The organism is Flavobacterium sp. GNP008, from assembly GCF_056428965.1.
Genome location: NZ_JBWJVL010000001.1, coordinates 1,239,105 through 1,265,707 on the forward strand (window position 1 = coordinate 1,239,105; position 26,603 = coordinate 1,265,707).

27 protein-coding genes are annotated in these 26,603 nt (G+C 34.3%); 17 read left to right on the top strand and 10 right to left on the bottom strand.

All coding sequences use genetic code 11. The annotated features are described in order from the left end of the window. Positions 1–58: 58 nt before the first annotated feature. Both AC0608_RS05535 and AC0608_RS05540 read right to left on the bottom strand, forming a co-directional pair. Complete coding sequence (locus tag AC0608_RS05535) at positions 59–1,603, bottom strand: Rne/Rng family ribonuclease (protein ID WP_417958742.1); 1,545 nt, start codon at positions 1,601–1,603, stop codon at positions 59–61. Between the two features lie 324 nt (positions 1,604–1,927). Beyond that, positions 1,928–2,218, bottom strand: a complete 291-nt coding sequence (locus AC0608_RS05540) for an HU family DNA-binding protein (RefSeq protein ID WP_016989051.1) — start codon at positions 2,216–2,218, stop codon at positions 1,928–1,930. Between the two features lie 133 nt (positions 2,219–2,351). On the opposite strand from AC0608_RS05540, the gene mutY reads away from it, so the two are divergent. From mutY to gldD, 4 genes are all read left to right on the top strand, one after another. Continuing rightward, positions 2,352–3,419, top strand: coding sequence for an A/G-specific adenine glycosylase (mutY, locus tag AC0608_RS05545; protein WP_478288383.1), 1,068 nt, complete (start codon positions 2,352–2,354; stop codon positions 3,417–3,419). A gap of 46 nt (positions 3,420–3,465) precedes the next feature. Next, positions 3,466–3,906 (top strand): single-stranded DNA-binding protein, encoded by a 441-nt coding sequence (locus tag AC0608_RS05550; protein WP_417958740.1) that lies wholly within the window; start codon positions 3,466–3,468, stop codon positions 3,904–3,906. A 23-nt stretch (positions 3,907–3,929) separates the two neighbouring features. Further along, on the top strand, positions 3,930–5,225 hold the full coding sequence (locus AC0608_RS05555; RefSeq protein ID WP_478288384.1) for a gliding motility-associated protein GldE: 1,296 nt from the start codon (positions 3,930–3,932) through the stop codon (positions 5,223–5,225). An 88-nt stretch (positions 5,226–5,313) separates the two neighbouring features. Then, complete coding sequence (gene gldD, locus AC0608_RS05560; RefSeq protein ID WP_478288512.1) at positions 5,314–5,877, top strand: gliding motility lipoprotein GldD; 564 nt, start codon at positions 5,314–5,316, stop codon at positions 5,875–5,877. Between the two features lie 64 nt (positions 5,878–5,941). Here gldD and AC0608_RS05565 read toward each other — a convergent pair whose 3' ends face one another. Further along, a complete protein-coding gene (locus AC0608_RS05565; RefSeq protein WP_478288385.1) occupies positions 5,942–6,319 on the bottom strand; it encodes a heavy-metal-associated domain-containing protein in 378 nt (125 codons plus the stop codon). 108 nt (positions 6,320–6,427) lie between these two features. On the opposite strand from AC0608_RS05565, the gene AC0608_RS05570 reads away from it, so the two are divergent. Beyond that, positions 6,428–7,294 carry a DMT family transporter gene (locus AC0608_RS05570; RefSeq protein WP_478288386.1) on the top strand — a complete coding sequence of 289 codons (867 nt, stop codon included), beginning with the start codon at positions 6,428–6,430 and terminating at the stop codon, positions 7,292–7,294. 94 nt (positions 7,295–7,388) lie between these two features. Here AC0608_RS05570 and AC0608_RS05575 read toward each other — a convergent pair whose 3' ends face one another. Together AC0608_RS05575 and AC0608_RS05580 are read right to left on the bottom strand one after the other, a co-directional pair. Further along, entirely contained in the window at positions 7,389–9,437 is a 2,049-nt protein-coding gene (locus AC0608_RS05575; protein ID WP_417989587.1) for an insulinase family protein, read from the bottom strand. An 11-nt stretch (positions 9,438–9,448) separates the two neighbouring features. Then, on the bottom strand, positions 9,449–10,774 hold the full coding sequence (locus AC0608_RS05580; protein WP_417989586.1) for a M16 family metallopeptidase: 1,326 nt from the start codon (positions 10,772–10,774) through the stop codon (positions 9,449–9,451). A gap of 234 nt (positions 10,775–11,008) precedes the next feature. Between AC0608_RS05580 and rplU the strand changes: the two genes are divergently transcribed. Together rplU and rpmA are read left to right on the top strand one after the other, a co-directional pair. Next, a complete protein-coding gene (rplU, locus tag AC0608_RS05585; RefSeq protein WP_417958734.1) occupies positions 11,009–11,431 on the top strand; it encodes a 50S ribosomal protein L21 in 423 nt (140 codons plus the stop codon). 23 nt (positions 11,432–11,454) lie between these two features. Further along, on the top strand, positions 11,455–11,721 hold the full coding sequence (gene rpmA, locus AC0608_RS05590; RefSeq protein WP_086453627.1) for a 50S ribosomal protein L27: 267 nt from the start codon (positions 11,455–11,457) through the stop codon (positions 11,719–11,721). A 204-nt stretch (positions 11,722–11,925) separates the two neighbouring features. Here the strand turns inward: rpmA and AC0608_RS05595 are convergent, their stop codons facing one another. The 3 genes from AC0608_RS05595 to ahcY all read right to left on the bottom strand — a co-directional run bounded on the left by AC0608_RS05595 (position 11,926) and on the right by ahcY (position 14,296). Then, positions 11,926–12,264: a DoxX family protein gene (locus tag AC0608_RS05595; RefSeq protein WP_417958733.1), complete on the bottom strand. Its 339-nt coding sequence runs from the start codon at positions 12,262–12,264 to the stop codon at positions 11,926–11,928. A gap of 7 nt (positions 12,265–12,271) precedes the next feature. Next, positions 12,272–12,610 carry a DoxX family protein gene (locus AC0608_RS05600; RefSeq protein WP_417958732.1) on the bottom strand — a complete coding sequence of 113 codons (339 nt, stop codon included), beginning with the start codon at positions 12,608–12,610 and terminating at the stop codon, positions 12,272–12,274. Positions 12,611–12,979: 369 nt separating this feature from the next. After that, positions 12,980–14,296: an adenosylhomocysteinase gene (gene ahcY, locus AC0608_RS05605; protein ID WP_417989585.1), complete on the bottom strand. Its 1,317-nt coding sequence runs from the start codon at positions 14,294–14,296 to the stop codon at positions 12,980–12,982. 250 nt (positions 14,297–14,546) lie between these two features. On the opposite strand from ahcY, the gene AC0608_RS05610 reads away from it, so the two are divergent. The 6 genes from AC0608_RS05610 (at position 14,547) to AC0608_RS05635 (ending at position 21,463) form a co-directional block, all read left to right on the top strand. Beyond that, positions 14,547–15,179 carry a 4'-phosphopantetheinyl transferase family protein gene (locus AC0608_RS05610; RefSeq protein WP_478288387.1) on the top strand — a complete coding sequence of 211 codons (633 nt, stop codon included), beginning with the start codon at positions 14,547–14,549 and terminating at the stop codon, positions 15,177–15,179. Positions 15,180–15,214: 35 nt separating this feature from the next. Next, the gene (locus tag AC0608_RS05615) at positions 15,215–15,931 is read left to right on the top strand and encodes a phosphoglycerol geranylgeranyltransferase (protein ID WP_478288388.1); all 717 of its coding nucleotides are present in this window, start codon (positions 15,215–15,217) and stop codon (positions 15,929–15,931) included. A 2-nt stretch (positions 15,932–15,933) separates the two neighbouring features. After that, positions 15,934–16,563, top strand: a complete 630-nt coding sequence (pnuC, locus tag AC0608_RS05620) for a nicotinamide riboside transporter PnuC (RefSeq protein ID WP_417958728.1) — start codon at positions 15,934–15,936, stop codon at positions 16,561–16,563. Then, complete coding sequence (locus tag AC0608_RS05625) at positions 16,518–18,641, top strand: DUF4301 family protein (protein ID WP_478288389.1); 2,124 nt, start codon at positions 16,518–16,520, stop codon at positions 18,639–18,641. Before pnuC ends, AC0608_RS05625 begins: the two co-directional genes overlap by 46 nt. Positions 18,642–18,663: 22 nt before the next feature. Then, positions 18,664–19,068 (top strand): alternative ribosome rescue aminoacyl-tRNA hydrolase ArfB, encoded by a 405-nt coding sequence (arfB, locus tag AC0608_RS05630; RefSeq protein ID WP_478288390.1) that lies wholly within the window; start codon positions 18,664–18,666, stop codon positions 19,066–19,068. A gap of 244 nt (positions 19,069–19,312) precedes the next feature. Next, a complete protein-coding gene (locus AC0608_RS05635) occupies positions 19,313–21,463 on the top strand; it encodes a TonB-dependent receptor (RefSeq protein ID WP_478288391.1) in 2,151 nt (716 codons plus the stop codon). 127 nt (positions 21,464–21,590) lie between these two features. Here the strand turns inward: AC0608_RS05635 and AC0608_RS05640 are convergent, their stop codons facing one another. After that, positions 21,591–22,004: a Rieske (2Fe-2S) protein gene (locus AC0608_RS05640; protein WP_417958724.1), complete on the bottom strand. Its 414-nt coding sequence runs from the start codon at positions 22,002–22,004 to the stop codon at positions 21,591–21,593. Positions 22,005–22,166: 162 nt separating this feature from the next. On the opposite strand from AC0608_RS05640, the gene greA reads away from it, so the two are divergent. The 3 genes from greA (at position 22,167) to AC0608_RS05655 (ending at position 24,392) form a co-directional block, all read left to right on the top strand. Further along, complete coding sequence (gene greA, locus AC0608_RS05645) at positions 22,167–22,643, top strand: transcription elongation factor GreA (RefSeq protein WP_417958723.1); 477 nt, start codon at positions 22,167–22,169, stop codon at positions 22,641–22,643. Between the two features lie 101 nt (positions 22,644–22,744). Beyond that, positions 22,745–23,134 carry an HIT family protein gene (locus AC0608_RS05650; protein WP_478288392.1) on the top strand — a complete coding sequence of 130 codons (390 nt, stop codon included), beginning with the start codon at positions 22,745–22,747 and terminating at the stop codon, positions 23,132–23,134. Between the two features lie 100 nt (positions 23,135–23,234). Then, entirely contained in the window at positions 23,235–24,392 is a 1,158-nt protein-coding gene (locus AC0608_RS05655; RefSeq protein WP_478288393.1) for a transglutaminase domain-containing protein, read from the top strand. A gap of 5 nt (positions 24,393–24,397) precedes the next feature. Here the strand turns inward: AC0608_RS05655 and AC0608_RS05660 are convergent, their stop codons facing one another. Continuing rightward, on the bottom strand, positions 24,398–25,552 hold the full coding sequence (locus AC0608_RS05660; RefSeq protein WP_417958720.1) for an ATP-binding protein: 1,155 nt from the start codon (positions 25,550–25,552) through the stop codon (positions 24,398–24,400). 175 nt (positions 25,553–25,727) lie between these two features. On the opposite strand from AC0608_RS05660, the gene AC0608_RS05665 reads away from it, so the two are divergent. Continuing rightward, positions 25,728–26,603, top strand: coding sequence for a flavin reductase family protein (locus AC0608_RS05665; protein ID WP_478288394.1), 876 nt, complete (start codon positions 25,728–25,730; stop codon positions 26,601–26,603).

Genomic DNA, 26,603 nt, shown 5'->3' on the forward strand with positions numbered 1-26,603 from the left:
CTTAAAATTCTAAAAAAAGGCAAAAAAAAACTCCTCAATTTCTTGAGGAGTTTGTAATTTATTCTATGACAGCATTTTCTTTTTTGTCATAGAAATGATATTCTAAATACGTGTAAGCATCACGAGGTATAATTTTCACCCATTTTTTATGTTCAAGAAACCATTTTGAACGTAATGATGGAAAACCTTTGGTAAGGTATGCGGCCACAAAGGGATGTACATTAAGTACAACATCTTTATGATTTTTTAATACTCTTTCTAGATCAAAAGCGATTTTATCAATGATTTGAATTGGCGCTTCAATTTCGCCACTTTCATTGTTTGGATCTTCTTCTCTAGTTTTAATATTTACTTCTGGTCGTACTCTTTGTCTTGTAATTTGAACTAACCCAAATTTACTAGGAGGCAAGATCTTATGTTTCGCTTTATCGTCGCTCATTTCTTCTTTTAAGAAATCGAACAGGACTTTACGATTTTCAGGATTTGACATATCGATAAAATCGACTACGATGATTCCGCCCATATCACGAAGACGTAATTGTCTTGCGATTTCGGCAGCTGCAATCATATTCACTTCCATGGCGGTATCTTCCTGGTTGGTGGCTTTATTAGAACGATTTCCGCTGTTTACATCGATGACGTGCAAAGCTTCAGTATGTTCGATAATAAGATACGCCCCTTTACTCATGGATACTGTTTTTCCAAAAGAAGTTTTGATTTGTCTCTCTATGTTGTATTTCTCAAAAATAGGTGTGTCTTTTGATTGATAAAACTTAACGATTGATTGTTTAGATGGTGCAATTTCTTGCAAATAATCCTTTGTTTGGTTGTACAACTCTTCATCATCAATTTGAATACCGCTAAAGGTATCATTAAATACATCTCTTAATATCGAAGAGGCTCTGTTGAGTTCTCCCAATACTTTTGATGGATGATGAGCAGTTGGTAATTTTTTACACATTGCAGTCCATCTGCTAAGCAGGTTCTGCAAATCTTTTTCTAATTCGGCTGTATTTTTGCCTTCGGCTACTGTGCGAACAATAACACCAAATCCTTTTGGTTTGATGGATTGTACTAATCGTTTCAAGCGTTCTTTTTCTTTTTTGTCTTCTATTTTTTGTGAAATAGAAACACGGTCAGAAAACGGAACTAAAACTATAAATCTTCCGGCAAGAGAAAGCTCAGCGCTTATTCTTGGTCCTTTGGTAGATATAGGTTCTTTGACGACTTGTACTAAAACAGATTGATTGGCACTCAAAACATCAGTTATGGTACCATCTTTGTCTATTTCTTTTTCAAACTGAAAGGTTTTTAGGGAGAAATCTTTTAATTTACCTGTGCTTACAAGTTTTATGAATTTCAGTTGGGAAGCTAAATTTGGACCTAAATCATGATAATGTAAAAAGGCATCTTTCTCGAAGCCTACATTTACAAAAGCAGCATTTAATCCAGCAACTGGTTTCCTGATTTTAGCAATAAAAATATCACCAACTTGGAAGTTGCTTTTTTCTTCTTCTTTGTGTAATTCAATTAGTTTTCCATCTTTTAATAAGGCAAAATCTACGGCTTCAGAACTAGATCTAATGATTAATTCTTTATTCACACTGTAAATTTTTTATCTATTCGCTAAAGCGAACAAATGGATTAAACAATATTTTAACAGGTATTGAACCCGGGGAGGAAAAGACATAGAAATTAAAGAGACAAGAAGCAAGATTTATAAGTCTTAATTCTTTCTTCTTTGTTCTAGTTTTCTTTTTCTCAATTTCAATGAACGTTTAAAAAGAAAAAAGTAGTTTAAAACTACTTTTTCTTTTTGTGACGGTTAGCTCTCGCTCTTTTCTTGCGTTTGTGCGTTGCTACCTTATGTCTCTTTCTTTTTTTACCACTTGGCATATCTTGTCGATTTTATGATTAATTAATATTTTTATTTTGCTTCGTTATTTATTTTCACTCCTTCTACAAAAACTTTTGCAGGTTTGAATGCAGGAATGTTGTGTGCAGGGATTTTTATTGTAGTATTTTTGGAAATATTTCTTCCTGTTTTCTCCGCTCTAGTTTTTACTATGAAACTTCCAAAACCTCTTAAATAAACATTGTCTCCAGTTTCTAATGAATTTTTTACTTCATTCATAAAAGTCTCTACAGTTGCCTGTACATCTCCTTTTTCAAGACCTAACTTTTCTGAAATTTTTGCTACGATATCTGCTTTCGTCATTTTCTTTCCTATTTATAATGTTGTACTATTTTTTTGAGTTTGCAAATATAGGAATTTAAAAAACAATTATTCAAGCTAATTCATTAAATTTTAATTACATAAACTTTTACTTTTGCTAACAAATAATTAAAATATGATTTTCTCTAATACACTAATACAATGGTATTTACAAAATAAACGTGATTTACCTTGGCGAAACACGACCAATCCATACCCTATTTGGCTCTCTGAAATTATGTTGCAACAGACGCGGGTTGCACAAGGTATGCCTTATTTTTTATCTTTTACAACCGCCTTTCCTACCGTTTTTGATTTGGCCAAAGCCAATGAAGAACAAGTTTTAAAACTTTGGCAAGGATTAGGGTATTATTCCAGAGCCCGAAACTTACATAAAACCGCACAACATATTGCTTTTAATTTATCAGGAATTTTCCCAGGGACATATAGTGACTTGTTGCAATTAAAAGGAGTAGGAGAATATACTGCAGCCGCCATTGCTTCTTTCTCCTATAATGAAGCCGTCCCCGTGGTGGATGGAAACGTATTTCGAGTTTTATCACGTTATTTCGATATTGAAACTGATATTGCTCAGGCTTCCGCCAAAAAAGAATTCTTTGCTTTGGCTTTCGAACTGATGCCAAAAGACACCCGAGGCGGATCCAAATGGAGCGAATATAATCCGGCTACTTTCAATCAGGCCATTATGGAATTTGGCGCTTTGCAATGCGTTCCTAAAAGTCCGAATTGCGACATTTGTGTTTTCAACGAAAGTTGTGCCGCTTTGCAAAAAAACAAAGTTGATCAGTTGCCTGTAAAGTCCAAAAAACTTAAAGTGAGAAACCGATACTTTAATTATTTAGTTGTTGCCGATGAAATGGGGAATACAATTATACAGAAAAGAACAGGTAAGGGGATTTGGCACAATCTCTATGAATTCCCTTTGATCGAAACCGAAAAGGAAGAAGATTTTGAATTTGTTAGTGAATCCGTTCAAAGGGATTATTTTAAAAATAATACTTTGGTAAGTATGCTAGAATTCAACGAAAAAAGTATCGTACATAAATTATCACACCAGCATTTACACATCAAGTTTTGGAAAGTAAAGGTACAAGGTACAATTGAAAACGGAATTGATGCTGGAACTTTGAGAACTTTTCCTTTCCCAATTGTGATTCATAATTTTATAGAAAAGGATTTATAGCGTTTACAAAAAAATGTATCTTTGATATAAATACCAAATCCTAACAATGAACGGAACATTAAATAAAGTTATGCTAATCGGTTTTCTAGGCGACGAAGTCAAAATGCATTATTTTGATGGAGGCAATTGTATTGGAAGATTTCAGTTGGCAACAAACGAAGTGTACATCAACAAAACTACTAATGAAAAAATCACTTCCACAGAGTGGCATAATCTGGTAGTACGCAATAAAGCGGCGGAACTTTGTGAAAAATACCTTTCTAAAGGAGATAAAATATATGTGGAAGGACGCATTAAATCCCGTCAATGGCAATCAGAGGATGGCAGTACGAAACATACTACCGAAATTCAGGTAACCGAATTCACTTTTCTTACAACCAAAAAAGATAGTGAAAACAACAAACAAATTCCTGCAGCTGATATTCCGAAAAACACTAATTTTGATCCGGAAAATAATGTCTTGCCTATTAATGACTTGCCATTTTGATTGTTTAATTAATCTTAACTAATTTGGACCCAGAGCCCAGTTTATTTTTTGCGTATGCTATTGATACTAATGTAGTATTAGGCTTTACAGGAATTGCCGTTTTACTGTTTTGTTCCGCACTAATATCAGGAGCTGAGGTAGCCTTGTTTTCGTTGTCACAAAAAGACATCGATGAAACGGTACAAGAAAATAACTCCAAAGGGAAAATTATTTCGGAACTATTGGGAAAGCCCAAAAAACTATTGGCAACGCTCCTTGTGGCAAATAATTTTATGAATATTTCTATAATATTATTGTTTTCTTTTTTGGGAGAAAATGTTTTTTCAGTTATAGTGTCGCCTTTTTTAAAATTTATTGTAGAGGTATTAGTAGTGACATTTTTGATTTTGTTATTTGGAGAGGTTCTGCCCAAAGTGTATGCCAGTAGAAATAATGTAAAATTCGCCAAATTAGTGGTCTATCCAATTGCTTTTCTGGATAAAATATTGTCTCCAATAAGTTTACCCATGCGGGTCGCCACTATTTATTTGCATAACAAATTAGGTAAACAAAAAACAAATTTCTCCGTCGATCAATTATCTCAAGCCTTAGAACTAACCGCTTCTGATGAAACGTCCACCGAAGAACAAAAAATATTAGAAGGAATTGTAAGTTTTGGTAATACAGATACGAGACAAGTGATGAGCCCTCGAATCGATATTTTTGCTTTAGAAATAGACGAATCGTTTGCCGTTATTTGTCCTAAAATTATAGAAAAAGGATATTCAAGAATTCCGGTATATCGGGACAATATAGATCAGATTGAGGGTGTTTTATTTGTAAAAGATTTGCTGCCACATATTAACACGAATGATTTTGACTGGAAATCATTGTTGAGAGAACCTTTCTTTGTACCTGAAAATAAAAAATTAGATAATCTGCTGAAAGATTTTCAGGGCATGAAAAGCCACCTCGCGATTGTAGTTGATGAATATGGAGGGACGTCAGGATTGGTTTCGCTTGAAGATGTGATTGAAGAAATTGTAGGTGACATCAGTGATGAATTTGACGACGAGAATATTAATTTTTCTCAAATTGATGATAGAAACTATCTTTTTGAAGGAAAAATAAACCTTAAGGATTTTTATAGAATTATTGATGTCGATGAAGAATTATTCGAAATCAAAAAAGGAGAAGCCGAAACGCTGGCAGGTTTTATACTTGAAATTTTGGGAAATTTCCCTAAAAAAAATCAAAAAATTGTTTTCGAAAATTGTCTTTTTACAGTAGAAGAAGTTGATCAGAAAAGAGTGAAGCAAATAAAAGTAACGATTGAATAATTCACCTCTAACTCCACCGAAACTTGGGGATTCAGTGTGGAATGTGTTTCTTATAAAAAATAAAAGATTAAATAAATTTAGAATGCAAATGTTTAAAAAAATAATCACTTTTTTGGTAATAGTAATAACGTCGTTTTTGATCTTTAGTTGTAAAGATGATGTGTTACCAAAGCCCTCAAGCTATTTGCGATTGGATTATCCAGAGGCCAAATATGTAAATTTCGCAAACGAATGTCCTTTCGCTTTCGAAATGAACTCGGATGCTGTTATTAAAAAAGAAAAAGATTGTGGTTTTACCATTACGTATCCAAAAATGAAAGCGACTATTTATCTCACTTATAAACCGGTGACGGAAAACATTAATGCACTTTTGCGTGATGCGCAAAAACTGACATATGAGCACGTGATAAAAGCCGATGATATTCTGGAGCAACCGTATTTGAATCCTGACAAAAAAGTCTACGGAATGTTTTATCAAGTTGAGGGAAATGCGGCAACAAGTTCACAATTTTATGTTACGGATAGTACCAAACACTTTGTGACAGGCTCCGTTTATTTTTATGCAAAACCCAATTATGATTCTATTATGCCGGCAGCAAGTTATATCAAAAATGACATGCAGCGGCTTATGGAAACCCTAAAGTGGAAATAATATTTCATAAAAAAAAGCATTCGGTTTACGCAAATGCTTTTTTATGAAAATATAAAAGTTTGAATTAGGACTTCATTTTTGATACTTTGTACGTCTTGCCATCTGCAGCAGCTTCGACAACAGTAGTCAGTTTTTCTGGAGTTTGAACTGTTTTGTCAAAAGTGACGGTAGCTAATTTTGTATCAAAATCTACTGTTGCTTTTTGAACACCTTCCAATGTTGTCAAATCTTCCTGAATGGTTTTAGCACAACCAATGGCACAAGTCATTCCTTCAACGGTGAAACTAGCGGTTTGTAGATTGGCTTTTGCGATATCTTTTTTAATTTTTGGAACTGTTGATTCAGCTGTTTCTTTTGAAACCGTATCTGTTGTTTTTTCTTTACAGCCTACAAATAAAACACTTATAAGACTTAAAGTTAGTATTGATTTTTTGAAATTCATTATAATGTGGGTTTTTAAGATTATAGGTTCTTAATGTTTTACAAAATTAATTAAAAAAAGGAGTTCTAATTCATAAAATAATTACAATTTTGAGGTAAAATTATTTTCATGGAATCGAAGCAATTAAAATGGGTGTACTTGATGGTTCTTGCCTTAGTTTGGGGAAGCTCATTTATTTTAATAAAAAAAGGTTTGATAGGTTTAACGGCTTTGCAACTGGGGTCCTTACGAATTATTTTTGCGGCTGTTTTTTTAATAGTGATAGGATTTAAAAGTTTAACTAAAATCCCGAGGTTTAAGTGGAAATACATAGCCTTAACCTCTTTGTTTGGCACATTTGTACCAGCTTACTTGTTTGCAATTGCTCAAACTGAAATTGATAGTTCTGTGAGTTCTATATTGAATTCTTTGACTCCTTTGAATACACTAATTTTAGGAGCTTTGGTTTTTGGATTGCAATTCAAAAAAAATCAAATTTTTGGAATTCTAATCGGTCTTATAGGAAGCGCTTTGTTAATTTTGAATGGAGCTATTCATCACCCGGAACAAAATTATTACTACGCCATTTTGGTTTTAATAGCTTCGATATGCTATGCTGTCAATGTGAATTTAATCAAGAAATACCTACATGATCTAAGTCCGCTAAGTATTACTACAGGTAATTTTATGGTATTGTTTTTTCCGGCCTCCCTAATCTTGTTTTTTTCTGGTTTCTTTGAAGTGGTACAGGATGTAAATGTGCAGGAATCGGTTTTGTTTATAATGGTTCTGGGCGTTGTAGGAACTGGAATTGCCAATATTCTTTTTTTTAAACTCATCCAAATGTCTTCACCTGTTTTTGCGACATCGGTTACGTATTTGATTCCTGTTGTTGCTTTTTGCTGGGGATTGTTAGACAATGAAATGCTTACACCAGTTCAGTTCTTTGGTGCTTTTATAATTTTGATTGGAGTATATCTATCGGCCAAAAAATAGGTTTTGGATACGGGAATTTAATATGTTTACTATTGTCTAAAAACAATAAGGGCTGCCTAAAAAGACAGCCCTTATTCAAGAATTCTAATTTTTATTATTGGAAATCAGCATCCGTAACGCCTTCGTTTATTTTTACATCAGACATTTTTATATCTAATTCAAAACCTACGTTTTGGATGATATTAAAAGGAACTTTAACTCCTTTCACTTCTTTGTAATCGCCGTAGTTAATAGTTTGTGTGATGCTTTTGCCTCCTTGTTCTACAACTTTAGATTCGGCCAGTTTTAAACCAGAAGTTACGTCATAATATAAAGTAGTTTTTCCGTTTTTAACAACATAAGCGTCTTTTCCATTTACAGACTCAATAGTTTCTAAAGTTAATCCTTGTTTTTTAGAAAGCGATAATTCTTCGAAAGTCGTTGCGCTAGCTTTCATATCAGTAAGCATCGTTCCTTCTATGTTTTGGCGTTGTCCTTGTTGCATTACATAAGCCTCTTTTTCATTGACCACTTGTTTCATTAAGCTCATGGTTCCCATGGCCAATTCAACCATAAGTTTTCCTTTAGCATCAATTTTTGAAGTAAAATTTAATGGAGATGGTGCTTGAGGAATAGTAGTAGTTCCGTTCATTACAATTGTTTTTACTCCTAAAGCAGCTTTTTCTCCACCAATGGCTTTGAGGTAATTGTCAATCACGCTTTTTGCAGTTACACCCGCTGGAACCGATTTTTTTAACTCAGGTTTCGCAGTTGGATTTCCGTATTTGTCAAAATATAAAACAGGTAGTTTTAATTTTTCTAAACTAGGCGCTACATCAGCCGCTTTTCCAACAATTACAATTCTGCTGTTATCCGCTAAGAAATATTTGTTAGAGACTCTTAAAACATCTTCTGCGGTTACCGCACTGATGTTTTTAATGTAATTTTCATAGAAATCACTAGGTAAGCTTTGTGTTTGAATTCTCAAGGCGTATCCCGCTACCGTTTGTGGTTTCTCAATTTGCATTACAAATCGACCAATATAGCCTGCTTTTACACTGGCTAGCATTTCATCTGTCACTTTTTCCGTTCTGATTTTTTTAAATTCTTTCAGAATTTCAACAACGGTACTGTCTGTTACGGCATTACGAACTTGTGTTGAAGCATTAAAAGTAGAAATACGTTTGTCTCCATAGATGCTTGTTCTTGCGCCGTAGGTCCATCCGTGAGCTTCTCTTAAATTCATATTGATGTAACTGTTGAAGTCGCCGCCAAGAATTTGGTTTGCGATCAAAACCGCAAAATAATCAGGATCAGTCATTTTTAAGTTTACAAGGTTCACTGCAGCAACTTCTGATTGAACTGCGTTTGGCATATCAATAAAGTTGATTTGTGAAGCGGAAACATCTTTTGGATCGTTATACGAGATAGAAGGAGCAGTTGCTTTTTTCCATGATCCAAAGAATTTCTCTACCATTTTTTTTGTTTCATTAAATTTAACATCACCTACAATAATCAGGTAAGCGTTACTTGGAACAAAATAAGTGTTGTAATTCGATTTTACATCAGCAAGAGTTACGTTTTTCAAGGTGGCTTCGCTTAAGTATTCACCGGAAGGATGATTTTTCCCAAAGGTCAAAACATCAACAACTCTGGCGGCTACCGCTGAAACACTTTTTTCATTGGCTTTTAAGCCTTCAATAAGTTTTGTTTTTTCTTTATCAAATTCTTCTTGAGTAAAGTTTGGATTTAATGCTCCATCAGCGAGTAATTCTAAAACCCTTCCAGAGTATTTAGACAAGGCACTTGCTGAAGCGCCATTCGAACTAAAATTGATAGTTGCACCTAAGAAATCGACTTCTTCATTGAAAGCCGTTTTAGAAATTTTAGTGGTCCCACTGCCAATTAAGGTACTCGTCATATCTGCAACCCCTTTCTTGTCACCTTCTGCGTACGGATCATTGTCTAGTGTAAGGCTGAAGGAAACTCTTGGTAATTTATGGTTTTCAACAACCATAACTTTTAAACCATTTTTTAATTCAAAGGTTACTGGCTTTCCGATTTTTATAGACGGAGCGACTCCTGGTTTTGGCTGAGGGATGATTTGTCCTTGCATACTTATTGTTAAGAACAAGCTTGATAAAATTAATATTGATTTTTTCATAATGATATATCTTAGTTTTGAGCTTTGTCTTTAGATGGCACGTAATCCAAAACTAATCGTTGGTTTGGATTTAAATATTTCTTAGCAATATCTCTGATTTCTTCCCGAGTGATAGAATGATACATTTCAATTTCGGTGTTGATTAAGTTTACATCACCGTATAATAAATGGTAGGAAGCCAAGTTGTCTGCAATACCGTCAATAGTAGAATTGCTGTTTACATATTGATTTTCAAATTTATTCTGTAATTTTTGTAAGTCTTTTTCGGAAATCAATTCTGTTTGTAGTTTCACAATTTCAGAGTCAATTTCGGCAAGAATATTTTCAGTAGTGTTTGGAGCTTGAGGCAAACCGTAAATGATATAACTGCCATAATCTTCTTGATTGTTGCTAAAAGCACCAATTTGTAAGGCCATTTTCTTGTCGTCTACTATTTTTTTGTATAATCTGGAGCTTTTTCCATCACTTAGAATAGAAGAAATCATGTCCAGAACTCTAGCATCCCTCGTTTTCATCGATGGAGTTCTGTAGGCAGCAACGATCGCAGGTATTTGGATGTTAGCATCTTCAAATTTAGCTTTTATCGTTTGAGTAATCGGTTCTTCAACAAATGTTTCTCTTTGAATAGCAGCTCCTTTTTTGATTGGGCCAAAATATTTTTGAATCCATTCTTTGGCTTGTTCTTTTTTGAAGTCACCGGCAACAATTAAAACCGCATTATTGGGAATGTAAAATTTCTTATTGAAAGCCTGAAATTCCTCTAAAGTAGCAGCGTCTAAATGGCTCATAGAACCAATAGTTGCCCAACGATACGGGTGCTTTGTAAAAATATTCTTTTTTACTTCTGCTAAAAAGTTTCCATAAGGCTGATTGTCTACACGCAGTCTTTTCTCTTCTTTTACTACTTCATTTTGAGTATCCACTCCAATTTGATTGATAACTGGGTGAAGCATTCTTTCTGCTTCCATCCACAACCCTAATTCCAGGTTATTAGAAGGGAAGACTTCATAGTAATACGTTCTATCGTCAGTAGTATTGGCATTGTTTACACCGCCATTTCCAGTTACAATCTTAAACCATTCGCCACGTTTGATGTTTTCTGTTCCTTCGAATAGCAAATGTTCAAAAAAGTGAGCGAAACCAGTTCTTTCCGGATTTTCGTCTTTAGCACCCACATGGTACATTACGGAGGTAATAACAGTAGGAGCAGATGGATCGTTGTGTAAAATCACATGCAAGCCATTTTCTAATTTGTATTCCTCAAAAGCTACTTTCTGCGCTGAAGCGACTCCACCTAGCATAAACAAAGCACCTAAAGCCATTAATGAATTTTTCATAAGGTTAATAATTTTGTTGATATAAATGTAAGTAGTATTTGTCATTTTTTTGTTACATCAAAAATACAACAGAATGAAACTTTAACAACCGTTCAGTCTGGTTTTTTATTTATGGTTTGCAAAAGCGAAGAAAATCAAGTGTTTAGTAGTTAAAAATATTTTTCGGTCTACAAATTGCAGGTTAAATATTTAATTGTATATTTGCAACCTTAAAAATTATTAAAACAATTCAGTATGTATGCAATCGTAGAGATAGCAGGGCAACAATTCAAAGTAAGCAAAGACTTAAAGGTTTATGTTCACCGTTTGACTAATGAGGAAGGTTCAAAAGTTACTTTTGACAAAGTTCTTTTATTAGATGATAACGGAACTATCACTTTAGGCGCCCCAGCTATAGAAGGTGCTTCAGTAGAAGCTAAAGTGTTACAACACTTAAAAGGAGATAAAGTTATCGTTTTCAAAAAGAAAAGAAGAAAAGGATACAAAAAGAGAAACGGTCATAGACAATATCTTACTCAAATTGTAATTGAAGGTATTACTGGTGTTGGTGCTAAAAAAGCAGCTCCTAAAAAGGCAGCAGTTGAAGCAACTACAGAAGAAGTTGAAGCTCCTAAGAAAAAAGTAGCTAAAGCGAAAAAAGAAGATACACAAGAATAATAACAAAATAAAACTAATACGTCATGGCTCACAAGAAAGGTGTCGGTAGTTCTAAGAATGGTAGAGAATCAGAATCAAAACGTTTAGGTGTTAAGATTTTTGGTGGTCAAGCTGCTATTGCTGGGAACATCATCGTAAGACAAAGAGGTTCAAAACATAATCCAGGTGCAAATGTTTACATTAGTAAAGATCACACCCTACACGCAAGAGTAGACGGAGTTGTTTTCTTCCAAAAGAAAAGAGATAATAAATCATACGTTTCAATCCTTCCATTTGAAGTTGAAGCATAATTGATTTTCTCAATTATTAAAAAACCCGTTTCGAAAGAAACGGGTTTTTTGTTTTTAAAATTCATATTGTGATTTACAGTATAGCTGTAGATTGTTGTAGTATTGAAATGGTTTGATATCTTAATTGAAATAAAGTAGAGTGATGTTTATTATCAGTGTATTGTAAAACTCGTCAGTAATTAGTAAGAGAAGCCTAGTATTAATTTATTCTAAGGTTCTGTATAAAATATAGAGATTCAACACAAAGTAGAAAAAGGCAGGCAAGGAAACCAATAGAGAGTCTTTCATCTTTATTCTTACGCATACACCAAGCAACATCAGTAAAGCTAGCCCTCCAGAAGCAAGAATCAAAATTGTTTGATTCTCGACACCTATAAATAAGCCTAAAGCACCCGTTAATTCTAAAATAGCAGTTAATGTTCCAAACTTTTCAAGACCAAAACGTTTGAATTCATTTTTCATACTGGTAGAGGTGAAATAAGCGATTCCATAGATGAGAAAAGAGATTGCTGAAAAGAAAATGAGTGCATTTAAAAAATTCATATTTTGATTATTTGGAAGCGTATAGTGCAACAAAAAGGGATAATGCCAAAAGGAATAAAGAGGGGAAATGTTTAGACCAAGGGTTCTTTGCTTTGAAATGAAAAAATTGTGCGCTTACCATCAGCAAAGCCATTATAAGTGCTGGTATAAAAACTAATTCAGGGAACCAAATCCCTGTTATTAACAAGGTTGATAAGGCTATTTTTGTCGCACCCACTGCGTTTCTTGTCAAATCCGATAAACCGTATTGTTTGAATTCCTTAACGATGTTGTCAAACCTAAAAATCCAAACATAACCTACAGACAATGCGATTACAAGTTGGGCAATAATAGTATACGTATTCATAATTTTATGGTTAAGATTGTTTCTTTTTGTGGTTTTGTAAATGTGACTTTTTAGTAAGTTTAATTTACTAAAAAAAAAATAATTCTCTCAAATATACCATAAACTTACATTATAATGATTTCTTTGTTGGTTTATTAGTAAATAATAAAGGTGTTTTCATTATGACGCCAATCGAATCTTTGTTTGTAGGTAATAATTTAAAAATTAGATGAGGTTGGGCATTGTTAAACTACAGATAAATCTTTTAGATTGGGTTTCTTACTACTAAAAAAAGGTTAGGTGAGGTAGTGTATTAAAACAAAGAACCCTTGCATTTTTGCAAGGGTTCTTAAATATGAAAGCATAAATCGCTAATTTAAAATCAGTAATCTAGTATCTGTAATATTCCGGTTTGAATGGCCCTTCAACTGGAACTCCAATATAATCTGCTTGATCCACGCGTAAGGTTTCTAATTCAACACCTAATTTAGCAAGGTGTAACATGGCTACTTTCTCATCTAAATGTTTTGGTAACATGTACACTTCGTTGTTGTATGCCGCGCTGTTTTTCCACAATTCGATTTGAGCTAGCGTTTGGTTTGTGAATGAGTTACTCATTACAAAACTTGGGTGACCTGTAGCACAACCTAGATTCACTAAACGACCTTCGGCAAGGATAAGAATGTCTTTTCCGGCAATCGTATATTTGTCTACTTGTGGTTTGATTTCAATTTTTGATGCACCATGGTTTGTATTTAACCAAGCCATATCAATTTCGTTGTCAAAATGTCCGATGTTACAAACGATAGTTTTGTCTTTCATTTTTTCGAAATGAGAACCCAAAACGATATCTTTATTTCCAGTAGTGGTAATGATGATATCAGCAGTAGCAATAACGGTATCTAATTTTTTTACTTCAAAACCATCCATTGCAGCTTGAAGCGCACAAATTGGGTCAATTTCAGTCACAGTAACAATAGAACCGGCACCTCTAAAAGAAGCAGCAGTACCTTTACCTACGTCACCGTACCCGCAAACGATTACTCTTTTTGCAGCAAGCATAATATCAGTTGCACGACGAACGGCATCAACTGCAGATTCTTTACAACCGTATTTGTTATCAAATTTCGATTTAGTAACCGAGTCATTTACATTAATAGCAGGCATTGGTAACGTTCCTGCTTTTACTCTTTCATACAATCTGTGAACTCCAGTTGTAGTCTCTTCAGACAATCCTTTGATTCCGGCAACTAATTCCGGGTAACGATCAATCACCATGTTTGTCAAATCGCCTCCATCATCAAGAATCATGTTCAATGGTTTTCTGTCCTCGCCAAAGAATAATGTTTGTTCAATACACCAATCAAAATCAGGTTCGTTTAACCCTTTCCAAGCATACACCTGAATTCCTGCAGCAGCTATTGCAGCGGCAGCTTGATCTTGTGTAGAGAAAATGTTACAAGAGCTCCAAGTCACCTCAGCACCAAGAGCGATTAAAGTTTCAATCAAAACCGCAGTCTGAATCGTCATGTGTAAACATCCTGCTATACGAGCACCAGCAAGTGGTTGTTCGTTTTTGTATTCCGCACGAAGCGCCATTAAACCAGGCATTTCAGCTTCTGCTAATTCAATTTCTTTTCTTCCCCAGGCCGCTAGAGAAATGTCTTTTACTTTGAAAGCCACATAAGGCATAGTTGCTGTACTCATTTATTGTATATTTGTAATTGTATATTTTTTGCAAATTTACGCATTAACTTTATAATTTAACGAGATTCTAAAATAATTGTGAATTGTTTAATACGCTAATCTTTTGAACATTAAGTAAATAATTTTTCAAAACTGAACTTGTTTCAGTTTCAGGAGCTATTCCCGTTATTTGCTATATCTTTTTTTTACGCAAAAATGCTTAAAAAAGGATGGCGCTGCTACCGGGGCTAAAAAACGAAACCAGTATACGATGCCGCTTTTTAAAACCATATACTTCAATCCATCTACCCAAATTCTAATTTGGAAAATCACCGAAACATTCGAAGAATTATTTGGGCAAGTTGTGCTAAATGATAGTAATCGGATCCGACTTGATGGAATGAAATCCCATATGCACCAACGCGCTTTTCTTAGTGTCCGGAAGTTATTGCAACAAGCCAGTTATACGGATCATGATTTGTATTATGACACGTTTGGTAAACCCCACCTACATGATGGTAAGCACATCTCGATTACGCATTCCCATAATTTTTCAGCAATTATTGTAAGTGCTCGAACGGTAGGAATCGATATCGAACTGCAGCGAGAGAAAATCATTCGAATTGCCAATAAATTTGTAGACTCAGAATTTTCGTATTTAAAACCTGAAGAAAATCAAGATTTCATTAAGAAATTGACGGTTATTTGGGGTGCCAAAGAAGCGGTCTTTAAAATTAGAAATGAGCAAGGAATTAGTTTTAAGGATCATATTAAGGTTAAAACCTTTAAAACAAATGATTTGATAACCAAAGCGGAACTAGACTTTAATGGTTTTATTAAAAATTTTGAAATTTATTTTGAAGAAATAGAAAATTTTATATTGGTTTATGCATTTGAAAATTAATAATCTGTAAAATTAGCCTCATCTGCGTACCAAAAATGACAAATATTTATAATGAAATCATCCAATCAAAAGTCGAAAGCCAAAAACTATTGGCCATACTTCTTGATCCTGATAAAATTGTTTGGGAGAATTTAACCGTTTTAATTTCAAAAATCAATTATTCGCCAGCAACGCATATTTTCATTGGCGGAAGCTTGGTTACCACTACTATTTTAGATGAATTAATTGTACAAATTAAACAAAGTTGTGATTTGCCAATCGTTCTTTTTCCGGGGAATCCATCACAGATTTCAGATAGAGCCGATGCGATTTTATTCCTGTCTTTAATATCAGGAAGAAACCCCGACTATTTAATAGAACATCAGGTAAATGCGGTTCCGATTTTGAAAAAAACAGATTTAGAAGTAATTTCAACGGGCTATATTTTAATCGAAAGCGGGAATGAACCGGCAGTTGTACGCATTAGCAAAACCAAACCATTGGATCGTAATGATATTGATTATGTCATTCAAACCGCCCAAGCAGGAGAAATGCTTGGGAATAAGTTGATTTATCTTGAGGCGGGAAGCGGAGCAAAACAAGCAGTCCCTTTCGAAATGATTAAACAAGTAGCTCAAAATATTAAAATCCCGTTAGTTGTTGGAGGCGGTATTGTAGATTTGCAAGGAATTCAGAAGGCTCATAATGCAGGAGCTGATTTGGTTGTAATAGGGACTGCATTTGAAAGCAACAATAATTTTTTTAATACATAATAATGATAGAATACTTTTTTTCTCAATATGCAACTTACCCTACATTAGATATCGTTCTGGAAATTGTAGCTGTAATTTTTGGTTTATTGAGTGTATGGTTTGCTAAAAAAGATAATATTTTAGTTTTTCCAACAGGATTAGTCAGTACCTTAATTTTTGTTTACTTGCTTTGGAAATGGACACTATGGGGTGATATGATGATCAATGGGTATTATTTTGTGATGAGTATATATGGTTGGTACCATTGGTCGCGAAAAAAAGGGGAGAATGATGAATTTCCAATTTCAAAAATTTCAAGATCAGAAAAACGAATTGCCATAATTCTTTTTATATTTACGGTTGCCTTTGTAGTTTCGGTTTATCATTATTTTGGGAAATTTACTACTTGGTATGCCTATGTTGATACCTTTATTACGGGAATTTTCTTCGTAGGAATGTGGCTCATGGCTAAAAGGAAAGTCGAAAATTGGGTATTTTGGATTATTGGGGATGTAATTTCCATTCCATTATATTTTGCAAAAGGCTATACTTTTACCAGTTTTCAGTATCTAGTATTTACAGTAGTTGCCATTTTTGGCTATTTAGAATGGAAGAAAATCTCAGACAGCACAGTAACGGAACTAAAAAAATAATCAAAATAGTATTATTTGGTCCCGAAAGTACCGGAAAAACAACATTAGCCAGGCAACTTGCTGAGTATTATAAAACTGAATGGGTTCCGGAATTTGCACGAGAATATTTGCAAGAGAAATGGGATACAGCTGAGCAGGTATGTGTTATAGGTGACATGTTATCTATAGCTTATGGCCAGACCAAATTGGAAAATGAACGCGCACTGACCGCTAATAAATTTCTTTTTTGTGATACTAATCTCATGGTTACTAAAGTTTTTTCGGAGGTATATTATAATTATTGTGATCCTTTATTAGAGATTGCCGCTTGCGATCATGAATATGATTTATTTTTTCTGACAGATATCGATGTGCCTTGGAAAAAAGATGATTTAAGAGATAAAGCAGAAGGGAGAGAATCTGTTTTTGCGGTCTTTAAACAATCTTTAATTGATAATAACAAACCCTTTATTACGCTTTCTGGCGACAAGGATTTGAGACTTAAAAAAGCAATTTCTATTATTGAGGAGTTATCCCTTGCAAAAGATTGTGGGTTTTCTTCAGTTGATTTTGTACAGATCAATGATCATGGAATTCCATTAAAAAATATTCAAAAACAATTGTATTTTTTTGAACACGGAATGCCTAAAACAGATTTAGTGAGTCCAGCAAAGTTATTTAATGGAATTTTAAAATTTTCTGAGAAGGATTTTCAAGAAAAAGCACTTTTTTTTGACCTTCAAAAGTTAAATTTGAAATTAAAAAAATTCGTTCCAGCATCAGGAGCTGCCAGTAGAATGTTTAAATTTCTAATTGAATTTCTGGTAGATTTTGATGTAGAGAATGAAACCATAAATGCTTACATCAACCGAAAACAGGCAAACAAACTTTCTGTTTTCATTGTAGGAATGGAAAAATTCCCTTTTTATGAAGCAATAGACCTGCAATTGAGAACCGATTTTGCTGATTTTGATGTTATGGATCCTAGTTTAAAAAATTATTATTTCATAAAATTGCTGTTGTCATCCGATTATTTTGATTTTGCCAACAAACCAAAGGGAATTCTTCCTTTTCATAAATACAAAACTCATATAGCAACTCCCATTGAGGAACATTTACACGAATGTGCTCATTATTCGAGTTCGAATAACAGTTCTCATTTGCATTTTACGGTTTCAGAATCGCATCAAAAGCATTTTGAAAATATTATTAAAAATATTAAATCTAAAATTGAAGTTCAATCTGAAACCGCAATCGCTGTTAGTTATTCGTACCAGAATAAAAAAACGGATACACTTACAGTAGATCTTAAAAATAAACCGTTTAGGAACGAAAAGGGAGAGTTGGTTTTTAGACCAGGAGGGCATGGGGCTTTGATCGAAAATCTAAATGATTTGGATGCGGATATTGTATTTATTAAAAATATTGACAATGTAATTCAAAATAATAGCAAAAAAATAGCTTTGTACAAAAAGGCTTTGGCGGGGACTTTAATAGAAATACAACAACAGGTCTTTAATTATTTACATAGTTTAGATACCTTGTCGATAGAGCAAGAGTGGATAGATGAAATAATTCTTTTTATAGAAGAAAAATTGAATATCAAAGTTTCTGATGGTTTTTATAACTATAGTTTTGAGAGTAAGGTCTCTGAGGTAAAATCAATTTTAAACAAGCCAATTCGGGTTTGCGGTATGGTGAAAAACGAGGGTGAACCAGGTGGTGGTCCTTTTTGGGTCAGAGATAGTCATGGTCTCGTATCATTACAAATTGTAGAAAGTTTTCAAGTTGATTTGTCTAATGACAATCAAAAGAGGATTCTCCATGCTGCCACACATTTCAATCCGGTTGATCTAGTTTGTGGTATCAAAAATTATAAAAAGGAGAAGTTTGATTTATCACAATTTGTGGATCATAATAGTGGTTTTATTGTGGAGAAAAGTACATTAGGAAAAAATAGTAAAGCTTATGAATTACCTGGTTTGTGGAACGGTGCCATGGCAAAGTGGCTCACAATATTTGTTGAGGTGCCTTTAATTACTTTTAATCCGGTAAAAACGGTGAATGATTTATTAAAACCCGCACATCAATCTAAATAATTTTACAAAAAAAGCAACATCAATGGAAATTGAAAAAATCATAACTGAATTAAGTTTTAAAGCCGTTCGCAGCAGTGGAGCTGGTGGTCAGAACGTAAATAAAGTTTCCTCGAAAGTGGTGTTGAGTTTTGATTTGCATCATTCTCAGGCTTTAACGGAAGAGGAAAAACGCTTGATGGAAACCAAATTGTATTCTAGATTGACAGTTGATTCTGTTTTAATCTTAAATTGTGACGAAGATCGCAGTCAGTTTAGAAATAAAGAAATTGTAATCAAACGTTTTTTAGAACTCCTCAAAAATGCATTGGTAATTCCCAAAGAAAGAAAACCCACGAGAATTCCTAAGTCTGTTATTAGAAAGCGAATAAAGGACAAAAAAAATGTGTCTGAGGTTAAGAAAAACAGGAAGAGACCAAATGTAGAGTAAGTCCTTTTTACTTTTATTTTTTTAAATTTTAAACTTTAAACAAAAAAAACTACTTTTGCGTTGTCTCAAAGGGGTGCTCTAAATAACGAGCTGAGATTATACCCAAAGAACCTGGACAAGTAATGTTGTCAAGGGAAAAAATGATAAATAAATAGGATGTAACTACTTTATTTTTCATAGAAAGCAACCATTTTTTAATTTAACAAAAGAATAATTCCCCCTTTTATTCGTAATTTTTTTACGGATGAATATTTTATTTAAGAAAAAGAGCCAAGAGCTAAGAGCCAAGAGCCAAGAAAGATCAATTCGAGTACTTTTTATACTTTTTATTTTTCACTTTTCACTTTTTACATTTTCGCAAGTCAAAGACACAACCAAGTTAAACCAACTCGATGAAGTCTTAGTTTCGGCAGTACGGGTTACTACAAAAACACCAGTTAGTTTCAGTAATTTGGACAAAAAGGATATCAAATTCCGAAATTTAGGACAAGATATTCCAATTCTGATGAATTACCTACCTTCTGTAGTCACCACTTCAGATGCTGGAAATGGTGTGGGGTACACCGGAATCCGAGTTCGGGGTAGCGATGCCACCCGTGTAAACGTTACCATCAACGGAATTCCGTATAATGACTCGGAAAGCCATGGAACGTATTGGGTAAATATGCCAGATTTTGCCTCCTCGTTGGAGAGTTTGCAATTACAACGCGGCGTAGGAACTTCGACTAATGGAGCAGGCGCTTTCGGGGCGAGTTTAAATATGCTAACTGATAATTTTTCCAAAGAAAGTTCTGGGGAAATCTCAAACTCGTATGGAAGCTTTAATACCAGAAAACATACTATAAAATTCAGTACAGGTCTAATGAATGATCATTTCGAAATCGCGGGAAGGTTGTCTGCTTTAAATTCAGATGGATATGTGGATCGTGGAGCGTCTGATTTGAAATCTTATTTTCTGCAAGGAACTTATGTAGGGAAAACTACTTTGATAAAAGCCTTGGTTTTTGGAGGAAAAGAGAAAACGTATCAATCATGGAACGGAATTGATGGAGAAATGCTGAATAATGATAGGACGTTTAATTCAGCAGGAGCTTTTACGGATGAACAAGGAAAGGCTCGTTTTTATGACAATGAAACCGATAATTACCAGCAAGATCACGCTCAGTTGCATTGGAACGAAAAAATATCTGAAAACTGGAGTACTAATTTTGCTTTGCATTACACCAAAGGGCAGGGTTTCTTTGAAAATTATAAGGAAGACGCTGATTTTGCTGATTATGGATTGCAGCCCGTAGGCGCAGAAACAACAACGGACTTGATTCGTCAAAAATGGTTGGATAACGATTTTTACGGAACGACATTTTCGGCTAATTATAAGAGTGATCAACTGGATGTGATTTTTGGTGGCGGATGGAATAAGTATGAAGGCAGTCACTTTGGTAAAGTGATTTGGGCACGATTAGCTTCGCAGAGTGAGTTAGGAGATCGGTATTACGATGATTATGCCACTAAAACGGACGAAAATATTTTTGCAAAAGCCAATTACCAAATCACGGAACAGCTAAGTTTGTTTGGAGATTTGCAATATAGATCAGTCAATTACAAAGCCAATGGCGTTCAACCAACACTTGTGGATGATACTTTTAATTTCTTTAACCCTAAAGCGGGATTAACCTATACGATCAATTCTGGAAATTCGGTGTATTTGTCTTATGCCAGAGCCAACCGTGAACCAAATAGGAGTGATTATGAAGGCGGAAACGTAAAGCCGGAAAAATTGAATGACTTTGAACTGGGGTGGCGATATGTTGCAGAGAAAGTACATTTCAACTCGAATGTGTATTATATGGCCTATAAAGATCAATTGATTTTGACAGGAAGTTTAGATGATGTAGGCGCTCCAATACGTTCCAATAGTGAAAAAAGTTACCGTTTAGGACTGGAAGTAGATGCTACAATAGCGTTGACAAATCAATTGATTATTCGTCCTAATTTTACTTTGAGTGCTAATAAAAATACGAATTTAGCAGTAGAATGGCAAAATTATGGGACAACGGATATCGCATATTCACCATCGATTATTGCAGGAAATATTTTGGTCTATACGCCAGTGGAGCATCTTCATATTTCATGGTTGCAAAAATTCGTCGGGGAACAGTACATGAATAATATTGAATTGCCGGCAGCAAAGTTGGCGGATTATTTTGTTAATGATTTAAATATTGCCTACTCTTTTACCCCTAAAACGATCTTCAAAGAAATTGTGTTGACGGGCTTAGTGAATAACTTCTTAGACAAAAAATACATTTCCAATGGTTATATGTATGATGTGTATCCGTATTATTATCCGCAAGCGGGAATTAATTTCCTTGCTGGATTGACATTGAAGTTTTAGGATGTTATTGTAGCAACAATGTCTGGTCCTAGAAAAAACAATACAGGATTAAGAAAAATAAAAGTGCTTTTTTACCCAGTAGTAAGTTCCGTTTTACTACTGTTTTTTTGTGTTATAGGCCCTCCTTTTAATTATAAACTCGAAGCACATTTCCATTGACTTGAACCCGATATTGCTTCATAGGATATTGTAAATCGCCTTGGCCAGTAAATAAACTGTATTCCTTGCTGTCACATCCGCAAATGGCATTTATCCCATTTATGGTCATAGTAGAACAGGCACTTATAGCCTGATTAGGACAAGCGGCATCAAAAGCATTGTATCCGCTTCCAGTATTGAAAATAATAACACCCCGAGCACCTATTCCAGAAATATAAACCGCATTACTAACAAATTTAAGATTTGAATATGCCGGCAAATTCATATTAACGTCTGTAGTAAAGCTGTAATTAGGCACAAACGGATTGGTGTTGTCAAAACCGGAATCACTACACGAAAAAAAGTAAGGAATGATAAAGAAAAGCAGGGCACATTTTTTCATTTTAAAATAGTGTCAAAGTATTAGTGAAACAAATTTAATTTATTTAACTTTGAATTATATATGATTAACATATATTTATAGACGAAAAAATAATAATAGTATCTTTGTGGAAAGAAATCCCGTCCTGATGGGATTTTTTCTATTTATATAAAGGAAGAAATTATGAGCGCAGTATCGTATTACACCGCAGAAGGATTGAAAAAATTAAGAGAAGAATTGGATTATTTAAAGAGCGTAATGCGTCCAAAAGCATCCGCGGATATAGCTGAAGCAAGAGATAAAGGCGATCTTTCTGAGAATGCCGAATATGATGCGGCTAAGGAAGCACAAGGCATGCTGGAAATGCGTATTGCGAAATTGGAAGAAGTACATTCTAACGCCAGGTTGATTGATGAAACGCATCTGGATGTTTCTAAAGTATTAGTATTGTCCAATGTGAAAATCAAAAACCAAACCAATGGAATGGAAATGAAATACACATTAGTAGCCGAAAGTGAAGCGGATCTAAAAACGGGAAAAATCTCAGTAACTTCCCCAATAGGGAAAGGGTTGTTAGGGAAATCTGTAGGTGAATTTGCCGAAATCACAGTTCCTAATGGTGTTTTAAAATTTGAGATTTTAGAAATTACAAGAGATTAAAGGTACTATTTGGCATTTGTATTTGGTCTCTAAAAGTAGGGGTCAGGATCTGCTGTTTCTTTATATATTATTTTAAAAGTGATTATCTAAAAACCAGACTCATGAGTAGTGTATTTTCAAAAATCATAAACGGAGAAATTCCGTGTTATAAAATTGCCGAGGATGATAATTTTTTGGCTTTTTTGGATGTAAATCCAAATGCAAAAGGGCACACACTGTGTATTCCAAAAAAAGAAATTGGTAAGTTTTTTGAGATAGAAGATGAGTTATACCTTGGGTTGATGCAGTTTTCAAAAAAAATAGCTGTAGCTCTTGAAAAAACTATTCCGTGTAAACGAATCGGGATGGCAGTTATAGGTCTTGAAGTCCCTCATGCTCACATTCATTTGATTCCCTTGAATGAAATGGACGAAATGCGTTTTCAAAATAAAGTATCGTTAACTAAAGATGAATTTGAAGCTTTGGCAGAACGGATCAAAGCCAATTTGTGATAAGTACGCAAATAAAATAAATTGGTATGGTTTTCGTTTAGAAAAGGGAATAGGTGAAAACCTATTCCCTTTTCTAATTTATGGATTCTAAACCGATACTATGAAAAATAGTTGCGTACTCCTTTTTCTCTTTTTCTCTTTATTTAGTTATGGTCAAGTTAGTCCTGCTTATGCTGCGGTCGATGCAAAAATGGCTGCTATTCCTGCTAATTCAACTAATTCTATAGATGCAATCGCTACATACATTACTCTAAATTTTAAAACCGATACGGATAAAATCAGAGCTGCTTTTTATTGGACGTCATCCAATATTAGCTATAATGTTGCCAATATGTATGCAGTAAATTTTCAGGAATCAACACAAGAGAAAATCGCAAGGACTTTAAAAACCAAAAGAGGCGTCTGTATACATTATGCTGAAGTTTTGAATGCACTTTCTGAAAAAATCGGAATTCAGTCCTATATAATTCAAGGGTATACGAAGCAAAACGGCAAGGTGGGAAATTTGGCTCATGCTTGGACTGCTGCAAAAATTGATGAAAAATGGTATGTTTTTGATCCCACTTGGGGATCGGGTTATGTAAACAATGGTCAGTTTTCAAAAAAACTGAATAATCTGTATTTCAAAGCAGAACCTACTACAATAATTGCCTCTCATATCCCATTTGACTATGTCTGGCAATTTTTGAATTACCCTGTTACCAATCAGGAGTTTTATGAGGGAAAAATCCAAATGAATAAAAGCAAGAAATATTTTGATTTTGAAAAAGAAATTACCAAATACAACGCCTTTTCAGAAGTTGATCAATTGTTGGCCGCAGCGGATAGAATTGAAAAAAACGGATTGAAAAACACGATGATTGTAGAACGGTATGAGGGTAAAAAGAGACAGTTTATGCATTTGCGAAAAAACACCAATATAGAAAAGTTAAATTCTATTGTAAATGAAATGAATGATGCCGTTGTGTTATTGAATGATTTTATTCACTACAGAAACAATAAGTTTAACCCTGTTTTTTCGGATACTGAAATTAGTAGTATGATTGAAATACCAGTGGATAAACTGGCTAAATGTCAAAACGAAATTTATAGCATTGGTTCAGTTGGTACAGAAAATGCAGCAAGTGTGGCATCGATAAAAAAATCGATAAGTAAAGCTTTGGCGCAAGCTGAAGAACATGCGTTGTTTGTGCAAAACTATTTAAGTAAGTCTAAAATGGTTCGGAAAACGATGTTTTCTAGCGTAACTTGGTTGTGATTTTTTTAAACTAAATTACTTTTTTTAAAACTCACTTGCATCGTTGTTCCTTTTCCAATTTCGGAATCCAGTACCTTGATGGTTCCTTTGTGGTACTCCTTTACGATTCGTTGAGTCAATGAAAGACCCAATCCCCAGCCCCTTTTTTTAGTGGTGAAACCGGGTTCAAAGATGGTTTTGAATTGTTTTTTCTGAATCCCGGCTCCTGAATCAGAAACATTTATGTTTACATAATCACCTACAGGTTCAATTCTTAGCGCTAATTTCCCTTTTCCTTTCATCGCATCAATAGCGTTTTTTACTAAATTTTCAATAGTCCAACTGTGTAAAGTAGGATTGAGTAATACCATAATAGGTGATTTTGGTGCATGGAATGAGAACTCAATTTGTTTGGAAAACCGGGATTGCAAATAGTCGTAAGACTGAAGGGTCTCTTGAATGATATCTCTGTTTTCTAATTTTGGTTCGGAACCTATTTTCGAAAAACGATCGGTTATGGTTTGCAAGCGTTCAATGTCTTTTTCGATTTCAAAAGTAGTGCTTTCAGCTACATCTTCGGATTTCAGGAGTTCAACCCAGCCAATCAATGAAGAGAGCGGCGTTCCAATCTGGTGTGCGGTTTCTTTGGCCATTCCTGCCCAAAGTTTGTTTTGGGTGGCCATTTTGGTACTTCGATAAAAATTGTAAACTAACCCCCCAAAAAGTACAATGATAAGCACTAAAGCAATAGGGTAGTACTTTAATTTATTGAGTAAAGCGGAGTTTCCATAGTATAATTTTTGAAATTTTCCCGAAACATATTCAATAACAATGGGCTCATTTTCATTTTTTAAATCGGATAAAAAAGCAATAGCTTTTTGTTTGTTTTTCACAATAACCTCATCAATATTGACGGTGTTTATAATGCGGTCATTTTCTGTAAGGATAATAGGAATCGAGGTGTTATCACTAAAAATTTGGAGCGGAAGTTCAACATCAGTGTTTTCGTCAGCGTTAATAAGTGTTTTTTGGGCTTGTGCCCAAAGATTCATTTTTAATCGTTCTTCGTTTTTGAAGATTTGAAAAAAAGTATAAGTATTCCAAAGAATTAATGAAATTATTAAAAAAGAGGCAAAAATTATAATCCAACGGGTTGTATTTCTTCTTTCAGAAAACTGCATAAATGAAAATTTGAATTATAAATATAACGAAATAAAGGCTGTAGTATTTTAGTTTTAATCAAAGATTTTTTTTTAGAATAAATCCACCTAAAATTGTATTCTAATTTCGTCTACTACTTCTAAAACTTAATTGATTTGTCTACTTTTGTGTCTTATAGTAATAAATCAAAAATATATGATTACAATAGATCCTAAAAGTATTGAAACGGCACAATTGCAGGGGTATCTGCAAAGTTCAGTAGGGCCGAGACCTATTGCTTTTGCCAGTACTATGGATGCGCAAGGAAATCCAAATGTATCGCCTTTTAGTTTCTTTAATGTGTTCAGCGCCAATCCTCCAATTTTAATATTTTCACCGGCCAGACGTGTTCGTGATAATTCAATTAAACACACTTTGATCAATGCCGAAGCAACACGTGAAGTGGTCATTAATGTGGTGAATTATGATATGGTACAACAAACATCTCTTGCAAGTACAGAGTACGCCGCTGGTGTAAATGAGTTTGTAAAATCAGGTTTGACGCCCATTGCTTCTGATGTGGTAAAGCCCTTCAGGGTAAAAGAATCTCCAGTGCAATTTGAATGTAAAGTCACCCAGATTATTCCTTTGGGAAGTGAAGGAGGAGCGGGAAATTTAATACTTTGTGAAGTGGTGAGAATTCATATTGATGAAGCGGTTTTAGACGAAAACGGAGCAATTGACCAGTATAAAATAGATTTGGTTTCCAGATTAGGCGGTAACTGGTATTCCAGATCAAATCAAGGACTTTTTGAAGTCCCAAAACCTCTATCGACATTAGGAATTGGGGTTGATGCGATACCCAGTTTTATAAAAGAAAGTCCGATTTTTAATGGGAATGATTTAGGTAGGTTAGGGAATATAGAAGCCTTGCCTACAATGGAAGAAGTTAGTATATTTGTACACCAGAATTTTGCTGTAAAAGGAGTTTTAAGTTCTGATGACCCAGAAAAAGTGCACTTAGAGGCTAAAAAATATCTGGATGACAATGATGTTTTGTCTGCTTGGAAAGTGCTTTTAGCAAAAAAATAA

Coding starts and splice junctions, on each gene's coding strand:
- arfB (WP_478288390.1), top strand. CDS start 18,664: ATGGAAATTGAAAAAATCATAACTGAATTAAGTTTTAAAGCCGTTCGC.
- AC0608_RS05595 (WP_417958733.1), bottom strand. CDS start 12,264: ATGAATTTTTTAAATGCACTCATTTTCTTTTCAGCAATCTCTTTTCTC.
- AC0608_RS05635 (WP_478288391.1), top strand. CDS start 19,313: ATGAATATTTTATTTAAGAAAAAGAGCCAAGAGCTAAGAGCCAAGAGC.
- AC0608_RS05600 (WP_417958732.1), bottom strand. CDS start 12,610: ATGAATACGTATACTATTATTGCCCAACTTGTAATCGCATTGTCTGTA.
- AC0608_RS05660 (WP_417958720.1), bottom strand. CDS start 25,552: ATGCAGTTTTCTGAAAGAAGAAATACAACCCGTTGGATTATAATTTTT.
- AC0608_RS05575 (WP_417989587.1), bottom strand. CDS start 9,437: ATGAAAAAATCAATATTAATTTTATCAAGCTTGTTCTTAACAATAAGT.
- ahcY (WP_417989585.1), bottom strand. CDS start 14,296: ATGAGTACAGCAACTATGCCTTATGTGGCTTTCAAAGTAAAAGACATT.
- AC0608_RS05610 (WP_478288387.1), top strand. CDS start 14,547: ATGCCGCTTTTTAAAACCATATACTTCAATCCATCTACCCAAATTCTA.
- AC0608_RS05625 (WP_478288389.1), top strand. CDS start 16,518: ATGGAAGAAAATCTCAGACAGCACAGTAACGGAACTAAAAAAATAATC.
- mutY (WP_478288383.1), top strand. CDS start 2,352: ATGATTTTCTCTAATACACTAATACAATGGTATTTACAAAATAAACGT.
- AC0608_RS05565 (WP_478288385.1), bottom strand. CDS start 6,319: ATGAATTTCAAAAAATCAATACTAACTTTAAGTCTTATAAGTGTTTTA.
- AC0608_RS05650 (WP_478288392.1), top strand. CDS start 22,745: ATGAGTAGTGTATTTTCAAAAATCATAAACGGAGAAATTCCGTGTTAT.
- rplU (WP_417958734.1), top strand. CDS start 11,009: ATGTATGCAATCGTAGAGATAGCAGGGCAACAATTCAAAGTAAGCAAA.
- pnuC (WP_417958728.1), top strand. CDS start 15,934: ATGATAGAATACTTTTTTTCTCAATATGCAACTTACCCTACATTAGAT.
- greA (WP_417958723.1), top strand. CDS start 22,167: ATGAGCGCAGTATCGTATTACACCGCAGAAGGATTGAAAAAATTAAGA.
- rpmA (WP_086453627.1), top strand. CDS start 11,455: ATGGCTCACAAGAAAGGTGTCGGTAGTTCTAAGAATGGTAGAGAATCA.
- AC0608_RS05550 (WP_417958740.1), top strand. CDS start 3,466: ATGAACGGAACATTAAATAAAGTTATGCTAATCGGTTTTCTAGGCGAC.
- AC0608_RS05570 (WP_478288386.1), top strand. CDS start 6,428: ATGGAATCGAAGCAATTAAAATGGGTGTACTTGATGGTTCTTGCCTTA.
- AC0608_RS05615 (WP_478288388.1), top strand. CDS start 15,215: ATGACAAATATTTATAATGAAATCATCCAATCAAAAGTCGAAAGCCAA.
- AC0608_RS05640 (WP_417958724.1), bottom strand. CDS start 22,004: ATGAAAAAATGTGCCCTGCTTTTCTTTATCATTCCTTACTTTTTTTCG.
- AC0608_RS05655 (WP_478288393.1), top strand. CDS start 23,235: ATGAAAAATAGTTGCGTACTCCTTTTTCTCTTTTTCTCTTTATTTAGT.
- gldD (WP_478288512.1), top strand. CDS start 5,314: ATGTTTAAAAAAATAATCACTTTTTTGGTAATAGTAATAACGTCGTTT.
- AC0608_RS05540 (WP_016989051.1), bottom strand. CDS start 2,218: ATGACGAAAGCAGATATCGTAGCAAAAATTTCAGAAAAGTTAGGTCTT.
- AC0608_RS05665 (WP_478288394.1), top strand. CDS start 25,728: ATGATTACAATAGATCCTAAAAGTATTGAAACGGCACAATTGCAGGGG.
- AC0608_RS05580 (WP_417989586.1), bottom strand. CDS start 10,774: ATGAAAAATTCATTAATGGCTTTAGGTGCTTTGTTTATGCTAGGTGGA.